This window comes from Flavobacterium sp. MMS24-S5 (assembly GCF_050320125.1).
Lineage (GTDB): Bacteria > Bacteroidota > Bacteroidia > Flavobacteriales > Flavobacteriaceae > Flavobacterium > Flavobacterium tyrosinilyticum.
In genome coordinates, this window is sequence record NZ_CP190016.1 from 5,534,540 (window position 1) to 5,550,716 (window position 16,177).

A 16,177-nucleotide genomic window follows, 5' to 3' on the forward strand; every position below is an offset into this window, starting at 1 on the left:
TCCTGATGAGAGCCTTACTTACTGTCTCTTTACTATTCGTTCTTAATTTATCTTTTGGTCAAAAAAACGCTGACAAATCAACAGAACAAAAAATTGACAATTATATAAAAGAAGTAATAGCAATTAATGAAATTCCCGGTGTGGCATTGGCAGTAATAAAAGATGGTAAAATTGTTTATGAAAAATATTTTGGAAAAGCTTCTATAGAAGACGATAAAGCAGTGGATAAAAACACTGCTTTTAAAATTTTTTCGACTACCAAATTAATTACCAATGTTGGGATATTTCAACTTATTGAACAAGGAAAATTATCACTCGAAGACCCTATTTCAAAATATTTAGAAAACACTCCAAAAGAATGGCAAGAAGTAAAAATTAAAAATTTGCTTTCTCATTCTTCCGGGCTTCCTGATGTTGTTAGGTTTCAAGAAATTCCAATAACGGCGCCACTTGACGAAAAAATAGCTTTACTGTCTCAAAAAACAATGGATTTTAAAACAGGAAATCAATATCGTTACAATCAAACTAATTATTTGTTTCTGGCTAAAATTATCGAAAGAATTACGGGTTTGACTTTTGAAGAATATATTTTACAAAATCAGTTTCCTTCTGTAAAATCAGGTGTTTATTTTTCATCCAATTTTGGCGAAACGGTACCCAATAGTGCTTCTAGATACAACTATGATGATCAAACAAAAAAGTACGTTAAAAGCACCTCAAACTTTGGAACCGACGCTCATTCTGCAAACGGCTTAAATATTTCTTTGCCGAATTTTATTCTATGGAATGAAAACCTCGATAAAGGCGTTTATCTTCAAAAGGAAACCAAAAGCAATATGTGGAAACCGTTTCCGTTTGCCAACACCACAGATCGTTTTGCTTTCGGATGGGAAATTGTACCGGTTAATAATGTCCTTTCATGCGGCTTTACTGGTGGCAATGAAACTGCTTTTAGAAAATTTACGGATCGTGATTTAACGATAATCTTTTTATCCAATGGGCATAAATATTCGGGCTTATATGTACAAAGTCAAGTAATTAATCATGTGGCTTCGATTGTAGATAAAACACTTACAGATGAATTTTTACTAGCTGGAGAAAAAATCAATCAGAATTTTTTAAAATTAGATTTTACAAAGGCGCAACAGAATTATTTAGCCATAAAAAAGAATCATCCAGATTGGGACTTTGAATATCGACTGAATGTTATTGGCTATACATTAATGGATCACGGAAGATTGCATGACGGAATAAAAGTTTTAGAACTTAATGCAAAAGAGAATCCAAAATCTGGAAATGCATTTGATAGTTTGGCTGATGGCTATTTTAGAAATAATCAATTGGCACTTTCGAAAGAAAACTATCAAAAAGCATTATCTCTTTCTCCAGACAACAATAATGCAAAAGAAATGCTGGAGAAAATCAACACAATGTTAGCGAAGTAATCTATACTTCTCTTTAATAAATAAAAAACATATTTACGAAAATGAAAAAGCTCATTATACTCCTGTTTTTATGTTTTAGCTTTTCAATTCTAGCGCAGAAGAATACCGCTGAAAAAAGTATTTTTACTGCAATGGACAAAACAGCTTCGCTTTTAATAGGAAAGTCAAAAGCTAATTCTATTTCAATTGGAGTGGTTAAGAATGGAAAAACCTATACGAGACATTACGGTGAAATTGATAAGGGAAAAGAAAACGTTGCGAACAACAACACTGTTTTTGAAGTTGCCTCTATAACCAAACTATTTACAGGTTTACTGACTGCTCAAGCAGTTTTGGAAGGAAAATTGAATCCAGACGATGATATTAGAAAATATATTACGGGCTCTTATCCAAACTTAGAATATAACGGAACTCCAATCACTATTAAAGATTTGGTTTCTTTTAGAACTGGTTTTGATAAAGATCTTCCAGATACTGCCGAATTAAGAAAAAACAGAAACGACAGTAGTTATTTGGCTTTTAAAAAAATGGATGAAACGTATAGTCGTGAGAAGTTTTTTGAAGATCTTAAAACTATAAAATTAGACACTTTACCAGGTACTAAATTCAAATACAGCAACGGAAGTCTTAATCTTACGGCTCATATTTTAGAAAACGTTTATGGGAAAAGCTATGAAATGCTTTTGAAAGAAAATATTTTTTCAAAACTTGACATGCAATCAAGCGGTATAAATTTAAGTCCAAATACTGTTATTGCAAACGGCTATAATCTAAAAGGCGTTCTAATGCCTAACATTTCAGACAACCTTTGGGGCGCCGCTGGAATGCTAAAATCTACTTTAGGTGATTTGACTAAATTTATTGCTTATGAGCTTAATACAAAAAATAAAATTGTTCAGGAATCGCAACGAAATCTGTTAAATAGCCCAACAACTTGGAACGGTTATTTCTGGGATTATATTCAAGTAGATGAAAATGGAAAAAACTGCTGGAAACACGGTGGTGCTTTTGGAACTCAAAACATGCTGGTTGTTTATCCAGAACGCCAATTAGGAATTTCAATCATCGTAAATATAAGTGATGAAAATACTGGCAATGCACTTGGTGAAGCCATTACAAGACTCTCTAATGATTTATTGAGCGAAAACAAAAAGCAATCTGGTATTTACGGTTACAAGATCGTCAACGATAATGTTGTATTTGTTTATGAACATGATAAGAATTTAGATCCAAATTTGGTTAAAAGTGTTTCTATAGCGGGTTCTTTTGACCAATGGAATCCGAATGATCAGAATTTTCAAATGATTCAGAAAAGTAAAAATACATTTGAATTATCGGTCCCAAAATCAAAATTTGAAAAAAATAAAACACATCTTTTCAAATTTGTCATCAATAAAACGGGCTGGATGGAAGCTCCCAAAAATGCCATAAATCGCGAAACCGATGGCGACGAAAATCTGATTCTCAAAATTTAAATACTTTTACATTTTACTACCCAAAAGACTTTGCTTCAAACACAAAGTCTTTTTTTATATCTTTGAACAAACAAATCTACTATGTATAAATTATTAGCTAAACTAAATAAACTACTTTTGCCAAGCTTTACCAAAAAGGGTCTAGATATTTCTAAGGCTACGAAATGGCAAATGGCTATTATTGGTTACCGCGCCTATGTTACAAAAAGAGCATTGGACAATTAATTTAGAATACATTTTATTATCCGACAGCAATTATTTTTTATAATTCTGTCCTATTTTTTATGAAAAACCGAGAATTCAGCCTTCCTCCTGTTCCAGCAGTATTATTAGCTATTATTAGTGTTCAATGTGGGGCTGCAATTGCCAAAACACTATTTCCTACAATCGGCGCAGCTGGTACGGCATCTATGCGTATTGGTATTTCGGCGTTAATTTTATTACTCGCTTATAGACCAAATCTAAAAGCGATAACTCCTCAACAATGGAAAATTGTAATTCCGTATGGTCTGTCTTTGGTGGCCATGAATTTAATTTTTTACCTCGCAATAGAAAAAATTCCAATTGGCCTAGCCGTAACTTTAGAGTTTGTTGGTCCTTTAATACTCGCTATAGCAGGTTCAAAACGGTTGGTTGATTATTGTTGGGTAATGCTGGCAGCAATTGGTATTTTATTAATTGCACCATGGACAAACGATCGCTTAGATCCTATCGGAATTATATGCGCACTTCTCGCTGGAGCATTCTGGAGTGCTTATATTGTTTTAGGAGGTAAAATTTCGAAAATAATGAACGATGGAGATGCCGTTACAACCGGAATGTTGTTTGCGGCCATTTTAGTCTTGCCTTTTGGTTTTCTAGAAAGCGGATTAAACAATCTTACTCCAAAATTATTCGGAATGGGTGTTGCTCTTGCGCTTTTGTCTAGTGCAATTCCGTTTACTTTAGAAATGAAGGCTTTAGGAAAACTTCCACCCCGCACTTTTAGTATATTAATGAGTCTAGAACCAGCAGCAGCTTCTATTTGCGCTTTTATATTTCTTCAAGAAAATTTAAACTTCTACGAAATTCTAGCTGTAGTTTGCGTTATAATTGCTTCTGCAGGAAGTACTTTGACCGCTAAAAAATAATACTAGAAAAATCTCAAAATAAAAATTCCAAATTCCAAGCTTAAATTGGAATTTGGAATTTCTTTTTTGGAATTTGAAGCTAATTATTTTTTTGGAAGCAAAACAGCATCTATTACATGAATTACACCATTTGACTGATTAACATCTGCAATGGTTACTTTGGCTTTACTGCCATTTTCGTCAGTAATATATAGGTCTTTGCCTTTCATCCATGCCGTAAGGGTTCCACCGCTTACTGTTTTAATCGTTGCTTTTCCTTTTCCGTCTTTTATTGCTTTTGCAATATCAGCAGAACTCCATTTTCCCGATGCTACATGATAAGTCAGGATATTTTGAAGCATTTTTTTATTCTCTGGTTTCAATAACGTCTCTACAGTTCCTTTTGGCAATTTATCAAAAGCGGCATTAGTTGGAGCAAAAACAGTAAACGGACGCTGCCCCTTTTAATGTTTCAACTAAATCGGCTGCCTTTACTGCTGCTACTAATGTGGTGTGATCTTTTGAATTAACTGCATTTTCGATAATATTTTTATTCGGATACATCGCTGCTCCACCAACCATTACTGATTTTTGTGCATTTGATGTAAATGCAAATCCTAAAGCTAAAACTGCAAGAGCTAAAAATTTTCTAGTTTTCATGTTTAAATGATTTTAAGTTATAAGCTCATTTACGCAGGAAAAAATGTTTTGGTTTTAAATTAAAACAAATTAGTTTCGAAAAAGAAAACTATATCTTTCTAAGTACTAGCAAAACAAGGCTTTAGTAGATTTTAAATTTTATTCTAAAAATTTTAAAAATACATGATTTTTGTTTTCTTTTTATTATTAAATTTAAAATCAAAACTATTCTTTATGAAAAATTTACCACAGAAAGTACGAAGCAAAAAGTTAAGTTCGAGAGTAGATTTAACTGCAATGGTTAGCGTCTCTTTTTTACTGATTATATTTTTTATGGTTGTTGGGGAATTGTCGAAACCTAAAGCTATGGAATATGATAACGGCCAAGATAGAGAATGTTGCGATTGCCCACCACGCCATTATGGCGAAAATAGATCAATAACCATAATGTTAGGTGAAAACAATAAAATGATATACTACATGGGAATTTTAAATTCCCCAATAATTTCTCCAAAAGAAATTAAATATGGTAAAGACGGAATTCGCCAAGAATTACTAAAAAGAAATAAAAGCATGCTCGAATATTCAGCTGCTTTAGGAAAACCTGGACGAGGAATTACAGTAGTTATAAAACCAACCAAAAAATCTAACTTTAAGAATTTGGTTGATATTTTGGATGAAATGCAAATTGCTAATATCGATTCTTATGCAATTATACCTGAGTTTACTGCCGAAGAAACAAAATTAATAGCTTCAAAATAACAGAAATCATTTTCATAAGAGTGTTCTCGACTCCGCTCGAACTGACAAAAGAAATTAACCTGAAACTTAAAACAAAAAAGTCCCACATTTGCTGTGGGACTTTCTATTTAAATCTTAATGAATTTCATACTTGAACTTCCTTTATCTGATTTTACTCTTATAAAGTAATTACCCGTTTTTAGCTTAGAAATATCAATATTTGAGGTTGTTTTTGCGTTTGGAATGGCAATTATTAATTGCCCTAAAATATCATAAATCTCAAAAGATTGTATCGCTATATTCTCATTTTGAGAAATATTTAAAATTTGATCTGATGGATTTGGATATAAAATCAAGTATCTCGAAAAATTAAAATCTTGAGTTGAAAGAGTACTAGTTTTAAATGTTGACGTCGCTTTATTGGTCAGAATTGGGAAATTATAATCAAAATAAATATTGGCATCATTAGTAAACGAATCCCCAACTTTTAATGTTGGTTTTGTTTTTATTTTAAAAGCAATATATCCATCGTTACTCGCATCATCAAAAGGAAGATTAATATTTTCAAAAATAAATTCAACTTTATTTCCTTCCGAAATTTTAGTTACAAAAGAGTGGCTTGAACTGGTTGGTATTAAGGTTGAAATATCAAATTTATTCAAATCTATCATATCTTTAACCACAATATTTTCTGCCGGATATGTTCCAGTATTTTCAAAACGAATCATGTAATGAACATACTCTCCTATTAAACTTGGTGTAATTACAGAGCCCTCTAAACAAGTTTTGTCATTTGGATCATAAGAACCTACAACAACCTGGCTTAAGGTGAATGCATTGTCTAATGGTAACTCATCTACTCCATCCGACTTTATTGTACCCGTAAAACTTAAGGTATCTCCATTATTGATCGCTGGTATTTCGGTTGGAGAATTTACATTGAAAGTGAAAACTATTTCTTTGCTTTCAAATGGTTTTAAGTTATTAAAATTCCATGTTAGTTTATTGTTTACCTGAGTTGAAGTTGCGGGCGTTGACTGAATTAAATCCAAAATACTGTCATTAAAAGCTAAATCAATCGATCCAGACTGCGCAACATTCCCTTTATTTTTATAAACAACTTTGTACTTCGCATCAAATCCTGGTCTTGCTTCTTCTAAAGGAATTAGAACTATTTCTAAATCTTTACGAATCCCATTAGGCACCAAACAAAAATCTTGTAATATAGGTGTTGTTTGAGAATCAATTTTGACATTTAAACTTGAAGGAGAAATTGTAAAATAATCAGCACATTCTAATTTTGGTACAATCTCAAAATTACCCTCTTGAATTGGGAAAGTGTAAAACCCGCTATCATCAGATATTACAGCTCCTTCAGTTGAACTGCTTTTAATTTGAAATTTAAGATTTGGAACATTCAGATCAGAAATTTCGCAGCCATTATTATTAGCATCTAAACGGGTATTTCCTTTCATAAAAGCGTAAGTGCCATTTGGAGTAAAACTGCAATATGAATTTACGTGGCAGTTAAAATACCCTAAACGATATACCTCATTCTGAAAAGTTTTAACCCTGCTCTCATCAACACAAATGTATTTTAAATTAGGATTGCTGCTGATATAAAAACTTATATAGACATCTTTATTTAAATTGCTCAAAAACAAAGAAGTTAACTGTTCATTTTGAACACAATTAAAACTTGAAAGCTTTGTCAAATTATTTAAATCTAGTATGGTAAATTTGTTTCTTAAACACATTAAATAATTAATATTAGGACTTCCAGAAACATCCAATTCATCCAATAAGTTATCAGAACAATCAAGCTGTATCAGATTATTTAGATTGGTAACATTGATATTCTTAATTTCATTATATGAAAAATCAAGCTTTTCTAATTTTCTAAAATCTGAAGTATGTAAACTCGTTAATTTATTTTTAGTACATCGAAGTTCAATCAAATTGGCTAGTCCTTGAATATCTAGATTTGTAAGTTTGTTTTCACTACAATCTAAAAATTCTAAACTTTTTATATTTTTAAGATCTAAAGAACTAACTGAATTGTTAAACAGCTCAATTCTCTTTAGCAATGGCAAACTAGAAAAAGTAACCTCTGTCAAACTATTGGATTGTCCGACAATTACCTCCTTGAGGTTTGGGTAATTTGAAATATCTAAGTTTGTTAAAGATGTAGAGATTAACGATAGCTTAGCCAGCTTTGGGCAATCTGAATATTTAAGAGAATGAAAACCATTATAAGCAACATAAATCTCTTCTATCTTGCTGCATCCTGTTACATCTAAAGTTTCCAATCTAGAATTATTATCATAATACACTCCTCTTATATCTATGCATCCGCTCAAATCTAATTTTTTTGTTCTTATGGTGTAAGCGTTTAATTTCTTACATCCAGATGCATTAACACTTTCTAACGGAATAGTATTCAGTCCGGTAAAAGTGGTAAGGTTTGGAGAATTTGATACATCAACATGCGATACAGTACTGGTTCCTAAATACAGATCGGTTAAAGCGGGAAGAATTCTTAAATCGAGTACATTTAAAAAAGTTACATACTCAAAGAAAACAGAGCTTAATACTGGATTATTATTAAAAACCATTTTATCAATACTTGCAGAAGTTACCTTAAATGAATTTAACTTACTGCAATTTGTAACGTCTATATTATCAATTATTCTTGATTTAACTTCACAGGTTAATAAATTAGAGCAATTTTCTAAATTCAAATTTACATTACCGTAAGGAGTGTACGTAACCTTTGTTAAATAAAAGTATTTTAATCCTGTACAGTCACTTAAATTGATTAGCTCTAAAGGATTGCTAATGGATAGATTTTCCAATAATACACAGCCCGATGCATTCAGGCTCTTTAAAACTGAATTACCGACGCCAAATTCAAATATTTTAAGTTTACTTAAATTACTCACATCTAAACTGGCAAGTTTATTATTTGTACAGTCAAATTCTTCGAGATTGACAGCTTGCTTTATAGCAATATCGGTTAAAAGATTATTAGAACAGTTTAACTTTTTTAAACCAGTAACTCCTGTAGTATTAATAGTTGCAAGTTTATTGCCACTGCATTGTAAGCTTACAAGATCACTAAACCCAGACAGATTTAGACTAGTCAATAAATTTGCATTACAGCTAAGCTCCTGAATCTTTTTCCCTGAAAAAGACAAAGTGGTCAAGCTATTATTTCCAACAGCTACTTTTTCAAGATTAATACAATTAGTTAAATCTAACTCTTTTAGAAGATTATTGCTAACTGTCAAAGTTTTCAAATTTGAACAATCTAATAAATTAAGCTTTTCCAAACTAATTCTACCGCAAACTAAACTTGTAAGAGCAGAACAATATGACAGATCCATTTCAACAGCTCCAAAATTTGTCATCTTAATATCGGTAAGATTTTTACAATTCTTAAGATTTAAGGTACGAGCATATCCACCAACCTCAGTTCCTGACAATTTGCTTAATTTAATACAATTTTCAGCATTCAGATTTGTAATTTGACTGTTAGCCACAGCCAATTCCTCTAAACTGCTGCAACCTGAAATAGTAGCACTCGTTAGTTTTTGATCCATTACGCTTATATACTTTAAGCTTGTACAATTTGACGCATTAAGAATAGTTAAAGGATTGCCATAAAAGGTTGCATTTACTAATTTAGTTAAGTTTGAAATATCTAAATTTTGAATATAATTACTTTCTAAACTCAAACTTTCAAGATCTTTAAAAGATTTAACATTAAGAACAGTTAATTTATTCTTAGCAATTGAAAGATTTTTTAATCCTGTTAGAAGTGTCAAATCTAATGAAGTAATTAAATTATTACTGCACTCTAAAATTTCAATTTTGGATAATCCCGCTAAATTTAAAGAAGTAATTGAGTTGTTTGCGCATCGGAGTGTTTTAAGATCTTTTAGTTCTGAAACATTCAAACTAGATAAGTAACATGAGTTAACGTCTAGCTCTGTAAGATTGACAAACTTTAAAATTCCGGTAAGATCTCTAACGTTAGAAGAATTAATTTTTAAGGATACAATTGGAAGAAGCTCAGATTCTTCAATTTGATTGTTTTCATTAGCATCAACTTTTAAATAATTTCCATTAACATCTTTTGCAACGGAAAAATCTGTAGCAGATTTGAGCAAAGATTCTCGAAAATAAAGATCTGGAAAGGTTACAACTTGGGCATTTAAACCATTAAAAAAGCAAAAAGATAAAATTAAAAAGTAGAGTTTCTTCATATGTGGTATTTTCATACAAAAATAACTTTTTAACAGAATAACACAACTTTATTTGTTAAAATCTTCTAAACAATATAAAGTTAAGACATAAAAAAAGTCCCACATTGCTGTGGGACTTCTTATTTATAAAAAGCTAAGAATTATTTTTTCTCAGTTTTTTCCATTTTAGCTTTTAATGCAGCTAATACATCATTGTTATCTCCTAAAGTTGCAGCTGGTGCATTTGTAGAAGATGCAGATGAAGTATTTTCAGTTGCAGCTTTCACGTTTTTCTCTTCTTCTTCTCTGAAGATAGCAGTGTGAGAAGCAACTACTCTTTTGAATTCTTTGTTGAATTCAATTACTTTGAAATCAGCAGTATCACCTTTTTTCAATTTCTTTCCGTCTTCTTTTTCAAGGTGACGAGTAGGAATGAAAGCAACGATATCATCTCCGAATTCTACAGTAGCTCCTTTGTCAACGATTTCAGAAATCTCACCGTTGTGGATAGTTCCTACAGCGAAAGAATCTTCGTATTGATCCCAAGGATTAGCAGTAGTTTGTTTGTGACCTAAAGATAATTTACGTCCTTCAACATCTAATTCTAATACAACAACATCAAGTTTTTCACCAACGTTTACAAACTCAGATGGGTGTTTAATTTTCTTAGTCCAAGATAAGTCAGAGATGTAGATTAATCCATCAATTCCTTCTTCTAATTCTACGAAAATACCAAAGTTTGTAAAGTTTCTAACGATACCTGTATGTTTAGAACCTACTGGGTATTTAGAAGTAATGTCAGTCCATGGATCTTGAGTCAATTGTTTGATACCTAATGACATCTTACGATCATCTCTGTCAAGAGTTAAGATAACTGCTTCAACAACATCTCCAACTTTCACGAAGTCCTGAGCAGAACGTAAGTGAGTTGACCATGACATTTCAGAAACGTGGATTAAACCTTCAACACCTTCAGCAACTTCGATAAATGCACCGTAATCAGCGATTACAACTACTTTACCTTTAACTTTGTCACCAACAGTTAAGTTAGCATCTAAAGCATCCCATGGGTGAGCGTTTAATTGTTTCAATCCTAATTGAATTCTTGTTTTCTCATCATCGAAATCAAGGATTACAACGTTTAATTTTTGGTCTAATTCAAGAACTTCACTTGGGTGGTTGATTCTACTCCAAGAAAGGTCAGTAATGTGAATTAATCCATCAACACCACCTAAGTCAATGAACACACCATAAGAAGTAATGTTTTTAACAACACCTTCTAATACTTGTCCTTTTTGTAATTGACCGATGATCTCTTTTTTCTGTACTTCAATATCAGCTTCGATAAGCGCTTTATGAGATACAACAACGTTTTTGAATTCGTGGTTGATTTTTACCACTTTGAATTCCATCATTTTGTTTACATATACATCGTAGTCTCTAATTGGCTTAACGTCAATTTGAGATCCTGGTAAGAACGCCTCGATACCGAATACGTCAACGATCATACCTCCTTTAGTTCTACATTTAACAAAACCGTTAACGATTTCTCCAGTTTCATTAGCTGCAATAACTCTATCCCAAGATTTGATAGTACGTGCTTTTCTGTGAGATAATACTAATTGACCTGTTTTGTCCTCACGGATGTCGATTAATACTTCAACTTTGTCACCTACTTTTAAGTTTGGGTTGTAACGGAATTCATTTAAAGAAATAACACCTTCAGATTTAGCATTGATATCAACGATAACGTCTCTATCTGTAATTCTAACAACAACTCCTTCAACTACTTCTTCTTGATCTGTAGCGATGAAAGTTTTAGATACTAGTTCTTCAAACTCTTGTAAGTTTTTTTCATCTACTGCATCAATTCCTTCTTGGAAGTTATGCCAGTTAAAATTTGCTAAAAACTCTTCTTGTGATTTTAATTGTTCAGACATGCTGATAAAAAAATTTGTATTCTGTTTTTCTCGAGTTTCTCTATGCGATAGAAAATACAGAAGTTGTTTTACATAAATGGTTGATTCCTAATGGAAACTCTTCTCTGCCAAAAGGACTGCAAAATTAATACATTTTTCTGAATTAACAAAACAAAACCAATATGATTATCAGTCAATTGTTTAAGAAGCAGAACAATTTATGTTTTCAAGACGTTTAGTCCCGCTATCCGTTTCAATCTTTTGTGCCGAACCCCGTCACAAAAGGATTTCCACTTCTATCGGGGCTAGATTAGGAAGTTTTGTTTTTCAAAAGCAGAAAACAAAAATGACAAATTTTGAAAATCATCAAGTTCAATCATTCTCCTTATGCTTATAATCAAAAGGTTTTTCCATGTCTCGAATTCTCGCTCGTCTGCGTCCAAACTTCAGACCTTGAAAATTTACGGTTTTCAAAATGCAATTCTAAATTTGGAAAAACACCAAATGAACTTTGAGTTCCTATATCAAATCTCAAACATAAGTAATGGGAATTAAATGCATTGCTCTCTCCCGACCAAAATAAATTTAAAGTCGAAAAATTAATTTCTTTAATCTTTTTTAGTTTTTCTTGAGAAACATATAGACTTTGACCTTTAAAAGTAATCTTAAACAATATCCAGTTAACGCCATCAGATTGAACAGTTATAATTTCTCCTGTTTTATAATACAATTGAACTTCTGAAATTTCTATTTTTTTTCTAACAATTTCTTTAGAGAATTTTTGAATCAAGAGATTCAAATCTAATTACATCTCCGCTTTTTAAAATAAAAACAAACCTTTCCGGAACTTCAATTCTATCTTTATGGGCATAAATTATACCAGAAGCAAAAAGTATCAGAATCAGTAAAATCGGTTTAATAATTTTCATAGAAACAAATTTAAAACATAAATATAAACCCTAAAAAACTTTGACAAAGATTTACAAAACAAGGAAATTCTGATTTTCAATTTTCACATTAAAACTAATTTCAACTTTTATCTATTCTCAAAATAATAATTTTCAATTCTCTTTGCTTTTTCAATTTTGCTAAAAGGAACTTTTACTCGCCTTTTTAACTCGACCAAATATTATCTAAAAAAATCCACTAAAATCTGATCGTATTCAGCCCTGCTAAATTTCATTTTGCAATTTGAAAATCGAACCTAATTGTTGCAACATATAAACTTTAACCATCTCATTCATCCTGACACAAGGAGGATGATAAACATCTAGATACTCATTATCATTTTGATGCTTAAATAATAATTAACGAATTTTAGAATAATCTCTTTCAGCTAACACTTTAAAGGCAAAACATCTTACAATTGGTTTTTCGCATTCTGTCATCAAAACCAGATCATCAATACTTGCTTCTTTAGAAAACTTAACAAAACTTTGTTTTTTCTCTATTCCTAAAATCAGATAAACATTATCGAACCTGAATTCGGCATAATCTTTCTTTAATTTCTCGTTTTTTAAAATTGAATCCAGTTTAACTGTTGGCTTATAATCTGTTTTTCTGCTACAGCTAACTATAAAAAGCAGAAGAATCAAAAACGCTATTTTTTTAATACCCATAATGCACACTTAGTAAATAAAAATGAAACCTTTAAATAGCGAGGATAATATTTCCCTTCAAGCGATCATTAAACAAATATAAAGTATTTAAAAAAATCCTATTTCCAAAACTGAAAATAGGATTCAAATATTTTAAAAGGATTATTTAATGACTCAAATTCTCAATTTCCTTCGGATCATGTTTGTGTTTAAACAAAATAGCAAAAGCAATTGCGATAATCAATGCATAAGCTGCAAATGACAACCAGATCGTGTGCCAATCTTTCATTAAAATTGGATTTGCAAAAATCCCGTCTGCAGAAATTGAATTTCCTTGTCCTTTTACAAATTCCACCATTTTTTCATTAGTGGCATCCGTTTGTAAAAACCCAGCTAATTCTGTTGTATTAGCAAATGATTTGGTAAAGAAACGATCAATTGCCCATCCAGAAGTTAAACTTCCTAAAACGGCTCCTACTCCATTGGTCATCATCATAAATAAACCTTGCGCAGAAGAACGAATTTTAGAATCTGTATTGCTTTCTACGAATAAAGAACCTGAAATATTAAAGAAATCAAATGCCATTCCGTAAACGATACAAGACAAAATAATCATCCATAGCCCTCCTATTGGATCTCCAAAAGCAAATAATCCAAAACGAAGAACCCAAGCCAACATACTAATCAACATAACCTGTTTGATACCGAAACGTCTTAAGAAAAACGGAATTGCTAGAATAAACAAGGTTTCAGAAACCTGAGAAATCGACATTATAATAGTCGAATATTTTATTACGAAAGAATCTGCGTATTTTGGAAAATGCTTGAACTCATCTAAAAATACATCGCCATAAGCATTTGTCAATTGTAATGCTCCTCCTAAAAACATAGAAAAAACAAAAAACAAAGCCATTTTGTAGTTTGCAAACAACTTGAAAGATTCTAAACCAAAAGTTTCAATCCATGTTGCATTTTCTTTAATCAAACGCTGCGGCTCACATTTTGGTAAAGTAAAAGCATAAACTCCAAGAATTAAAGCACCAACTCCAGCAATATAAAACTGATATTCAGTTGCTTTACTTCCACTTAAATTCGTAATCCACATGGCCACAATAAAACCTATTGTTCCCCAAACACGAATTGGCGGAAAATCTTTTACAATGTTTTTATTATTTAATTTAAGCGAAGTATAAGATATTGAATTACTTAAGGCGATTGTTGGCATATAACAACACATCGCTAAAAGCATAACAATAATAAAAGTATCTGGTGTAGTAACTTGTGCAATTCCGAATAAAACTACCGCATAAAGAATATGAAGCGCACCGTATAATTTTTCGGCATTAATCCATCTGTCGGCAATAATACCTGTAAGTGTAGGCATAAAAAGAGAAGCGATTCCCATGGTTCCGAAAACTAGTCCGAATTGAGTTCCTTCCCAGTTTTTTGTTCCAAACCAATAATTTCCAATTGTTATAAGCCAGGCTCCCCAAACAAAAAATTGAAGAAAGCTCATTAAAATCAATCTATTTTTAATCCCCATATGATAAAAATTGTTCTTTAGTAAAAATGAAGCGGTAAAACTACCATTTAAAATAATATCTGCAAAAAATTATGCCGTTTTAACAACATCATTCACTAATTCTAAAACTGCAGCAAATTGTTCTTCTTTATTTAAGTAAGAATTATCAATCTCAATAGCGTCATCGGCAATTACAAGAGGAGAATCTTCGCGGTGTGTATCCATATAATCTCTATCTACAACATTTTTCAAAACTTCTTCATAAGAAACATTATCACCTTTTTCCTGCAATTCATCAAAACGTCTTTGTGCACGTGTTTCTGCACTTGCTGTCATAAATATTTTTAATTCTGCATTCGGAAAAACTACAGTTCCAATATCTCTTCCATCCATTACAATGGCTTTATTGGTTCCCATTTCCTGCTGCTGCTCTACCAACTTAGAACGAACTTCTGAAACAGCTGCTACTTTACTAACAAAATTAGAGACCTCGATCGTTCTAATTTGTTTCTCTACATTCTCACCATTCAAATACATTTCTGCAAAACCTAAATCTGAATTAAACTTAAATTCTAATTTGATATCAGATAATGCTTCAACCAAAGCTTCTTTCTTAAAAAAATCAGCCTCAATCAAATTATGTTGTATAGCAAAATAGGCAACCGCGCGGTACATCGCCCCAGTATCTACATAAACATATTCCAATTCTTTTGCTAATTGTTTTGCAAGAGTGCTTTTGCCTGTAGATGAAAATCCGTCGATAGCAATGGTAATTTTTTTCAATTTTTTATTTTTAAATTTTTATTCTTTTAATGACAGTTGATTTTTAATAATAAATACTCATCAAAATATTCGATTCAGAACTATCAATTAGTCGCGATATTCTATCAAAGTATTTTTTATTAACCATAGGACAGCCAAAACTATTGCAAATGTAGCCATCTTTCTCTTCATATGGAACATCATAATAGTAATGAAAAACAATATCTCGTTTAAAAGCATTACTATTCGTTTTATCCAATCCGTAGAGCTTATATGCTCTACCAAACTTTCCGTAATAATGTTTTCCAATGTAATATTTCCCTAATGAAGTGCTTAATGAATTGGGAACGTTGCTAAAACGAAGCTTGCCTTTAGTACCCGTTTCAGAACCAGAACCATGGGCAACCAAACCTTTATCGATAATTTTATCTGCTTTTAAATCATAAACAAAAAAGCGATTTTTCCCCGAAGGAATTTTCATATCAACAAAGAAGGCTATTTTGTTATTGTATTGCGGATTTTTGTTTATCAGCTTTTTTATGTCAGCAATTTGACATTCAATTCTTTTATCATCAGAAGAAAACAGACCAATTTCTTTACTATCTGATAGCAGCAAATACCCAACAAAAAGCGCGAGAATAAAAAGGAAAACAATAATTATTTTTTTCATCGATTTAGATTCAGAAAAAAACTTTTCAATATCGAAGACTAAACTATTCG

General features: G+C 31.6%; 13 protein-coding genes and 1 pseudogene. 5 read left to right on the forward strand and 9 right to left on the reverse strand.

What is annotated here, in order from left to right:
• Positions 1-5 precede the first annotated feature (5 nt).
• The 4 genes from ACPWTF_RS25575 (at position 6) to ACPWTF_RS25590 (ending at position 4,050) form a co-directional block, all read left to right on the forward strand.
• Positions 6-1,445 (forward strand): serine hydrolase, encoded by a 1,440-nt coding sequence (locus ACPWTF_RS25575; RefSeq protein ID WP_427873843.1) that lies wholly within the window; start codon positions 6-8, stop codon positions 1,443-1,445.
• Between the two features lie 41 nt (positions 1,446-1,486).
• Complete coding sequence (locus ACPWTF_RS25580; RefSeq protein WP_427873844.1) at positions 1,487-2,920, forward strand: serine hydrolase; 1,434 nt, start codon at positions 1,487-1,489, stop codon at positions 2,918-2,920.
• A gap of 81 nt (positions 2,921-3,001) precedes the next feature.
• Positions 3,002-3,145, forward strand: a complete 144-nt coding sequence (locus ACPWTF_RS25585) for an SsrA-binding protein (protein ID WP_095931140.1) — start codon at positions 3,002-3,004, stop codon at positions 3,143-3,145.
• 59 nt (positions 3,146-3,204) lie between these two features.
• On the forward strand, positions 3,205-4,050 hold the full coding sequence (locus ACPWTF_RS25590) for an EamA family transporter (RefSeq protein WP_427873845.1): 846 nt from the start codon (positions 3,205-3,207) through the stop codon (positions 4,048-4,050).
• A gap of 83 nt (positions 4,051-4,133) precedes the next feature.
• On the opposite strand, the pseudogene ACPWTF_RS25595 reads toward ACPWTF_RS25590, so the two are convergent.
• Positions 4,134-4,689, reverse strand: a pseudogene (locus ACPWTF_RS25595) (fasciclin domain-containing protein).
• Positions 4,690-4,902: 213 nt separating this feature from the next.
• Here ACPWTF_RS25595 and ACPWTF_RS25600 point away from each other — a divergent pair.
• The gene (locus tag ACPWTF_RS25600; protein WP_427873846.1) at positions 4,903-5,430 is read left to right on the forward strand and encodes an ExbD/TolR family protein; all 528 of its coding nucleotides are present in this window, start codon (positions 4,903-4,905) and stop codon (positions 5,428-5,430) included.
• A 107-nt stretch (positions 5,431-5,537) separates the two neighbouring features.
• On the opposite strand, the gene ACPWTF_RS25605 is transcribed toward ACPWTF_RS25600, so the two are convergent.
• The 8 genes from ACPWTF_RS25605 to ACPWTF_RS25640 form a co-directional block, all read right to left on the reverse strand.
• Entirely contained in the window at positions 5,538-9,692 is a 4,155-nt protein-coding gene (locus ACPWTF_RS25605; RefSeq protein WP_427873847.1) for a DUF7619 domain-containing protein, read from the reverse strand.
• Between the two features lie 125 nt (positions 9,693-9,817).
• Positions 9,818-11,596 carry a 30S ribosomal protein S1 gene (gene rpsA / locus ACPWTF_RS25610; protein WP_250836229.1) on the reverse strand — a complete coding sequence of 593 codons (1,779 nt, stop codon included), beginning with the start codon at positions 11,594-11,596 and terminating at the stop codon, positions 9,818-9,820.
• A 376-nt stretch (positions 11,597-11,972) separates the two neighbouring features.
• Complete coding sequence (locus ACPWTF_RS25615; protein ID WP_427873848.1) at positions 11,973-12,365, reverse strand: hypothetical protein; 393 nt, start codon at positions 12,363-12,365, stop codon at positions 11,973-11,975.
• Positions 12,346-12,504 carry a hypothetical protein gene (locus ACPWTF_RS25620; protein WP_427873849.1) on the reverse strand — a complete coding sequence of 53 codons (159 nt, stop codon included), beginning with the start codon at positions 12,502-12,504 and terminating at the stop codon, positions 12,346-12,348. The genes ACPWTF_RS25615 and ACPWTF_RS25620 overlap by 20 nt, the downstream gene beginning before the upstream one ends.
• Before the next feature lie 378 nt (positions 12,505-12,882).
• A complete protein-coding gene (locus ACPWTF_RS25625; protein ID WP_427873850.1) occupies positions 12,883-13,170 on the reverse strand; it encodes a hypothetical protein in 288 nt (95 codons plus the stop codon).
• 169 nt (positions 13,171-13,339) lie between these two features.
• Entirely contained in the window at positions 13,340-14,716 is a 1,377-nt protein-coding gene (locus ACPWTF_RS25630) for a nucleoside permease (protein ID WP_427873851.1), read from the reverse strand.
• Between the two features lie 69 nt (positions 14,717-14,785).
• Positions 14,786-15,478, reverse strand: a complete 693-nt coding sequence (gene cmk / locus ACPWTF_RS25635) for a (d)CMP kinase (RefSeq protein WP_427873852.1) — start codon at positions 15,476-15,478, stop codon at positions 14,786-14,788.
• Between the two features lie 43 nt (positions 15,479-15,521).
• Positions 15,522-16,127, reverse strand: coding sequence for a murein L,D-transpeptidase catalytic domain-containing protein (locus ACPWTF_RS25640; protein WP_427873853.1), 606 nt, complete (start codon positions 16,125-16,127; stop codon positions 15,522-15,524).
• Positions 16,128-16,177 lie beyond the last annotated feature (50 nt).

Excerpts from the sequence above, each read along its gene's own strand:
- ACPWTF_RS25575 (WP_427873843.1), top strand. The coding sequence starts at position 6 with ATGAGAGCCTTACTTACTGTCTCTTTACTATTCGTTCTTAATTTATCT.
- ACPWTF_RS25580 (WP_427873844.1), top strand. The coding sequence starts at position 1,487 with ATGAAAAAGCTCATTATACTCCTGTTTTTATGTTTTAGCTTTTCAATT.
- ACPWTF_RS25585 (WP_095931140.1), top strand. The coding sequence starts at position 3,002 with ATGTATAAATTATTAGCTAAACTAAATAAACTACTTTTGCCAAGCTTT.
- ACPWTF_RS25590 (WP_427873845.1), top strand. The coding sequence starts at position 3,205 with ATGAAAAACCGAGAATTCAGCCTTCCTCCTGTTCCAGCAGTATTATTA.
- ACPWTF_RS25600 (WP_427873846.1), top strand. The coding sequence starts at position 4,903 with ATGAAAAATTTACCACAGAAAGTACGAAGCAAAAAGTTAAGTTCGAGA.
- ACPWTF_RS25605 (WP_427873847.1), bottom strand. The coding sequence starts at position 9,692 with ATGAAAATACCACATATGAAGAAACTCTACTTTTTAATTTTATCTTTT.
- rpsA (WP_250836229.1), bottom strand. The coding sequence starts at position 11,596 with ATGTCTGAACAATTAAAATCACAAGAAGAGTTTTTAGCAAATTTTAAC.
- ACPWTF_RS25620 (WP_427873849.1), bottom strand. The coding sequence starts at position 12,504 with ATGAAAATTATTAAACCGATTTTACTGATTCTGATACTTTTTGCTTCT.
- ACPWTF_RS25630 (WP_427873851.1), bottom strand. The coding sequence starts at position 14,716 with ATGGGGATTAAAAATAGATTGATTTTAATGAGCTTTCTTCAATTTTTT.
- ACPWTF_RS25640 (WP_427873853.1), bottom strand. The coding sequence starts at position 16,127 with ATGAAAAAAATAATTATTGTTTTCCTTTTTATTCTCGCGCTTTTTGTT.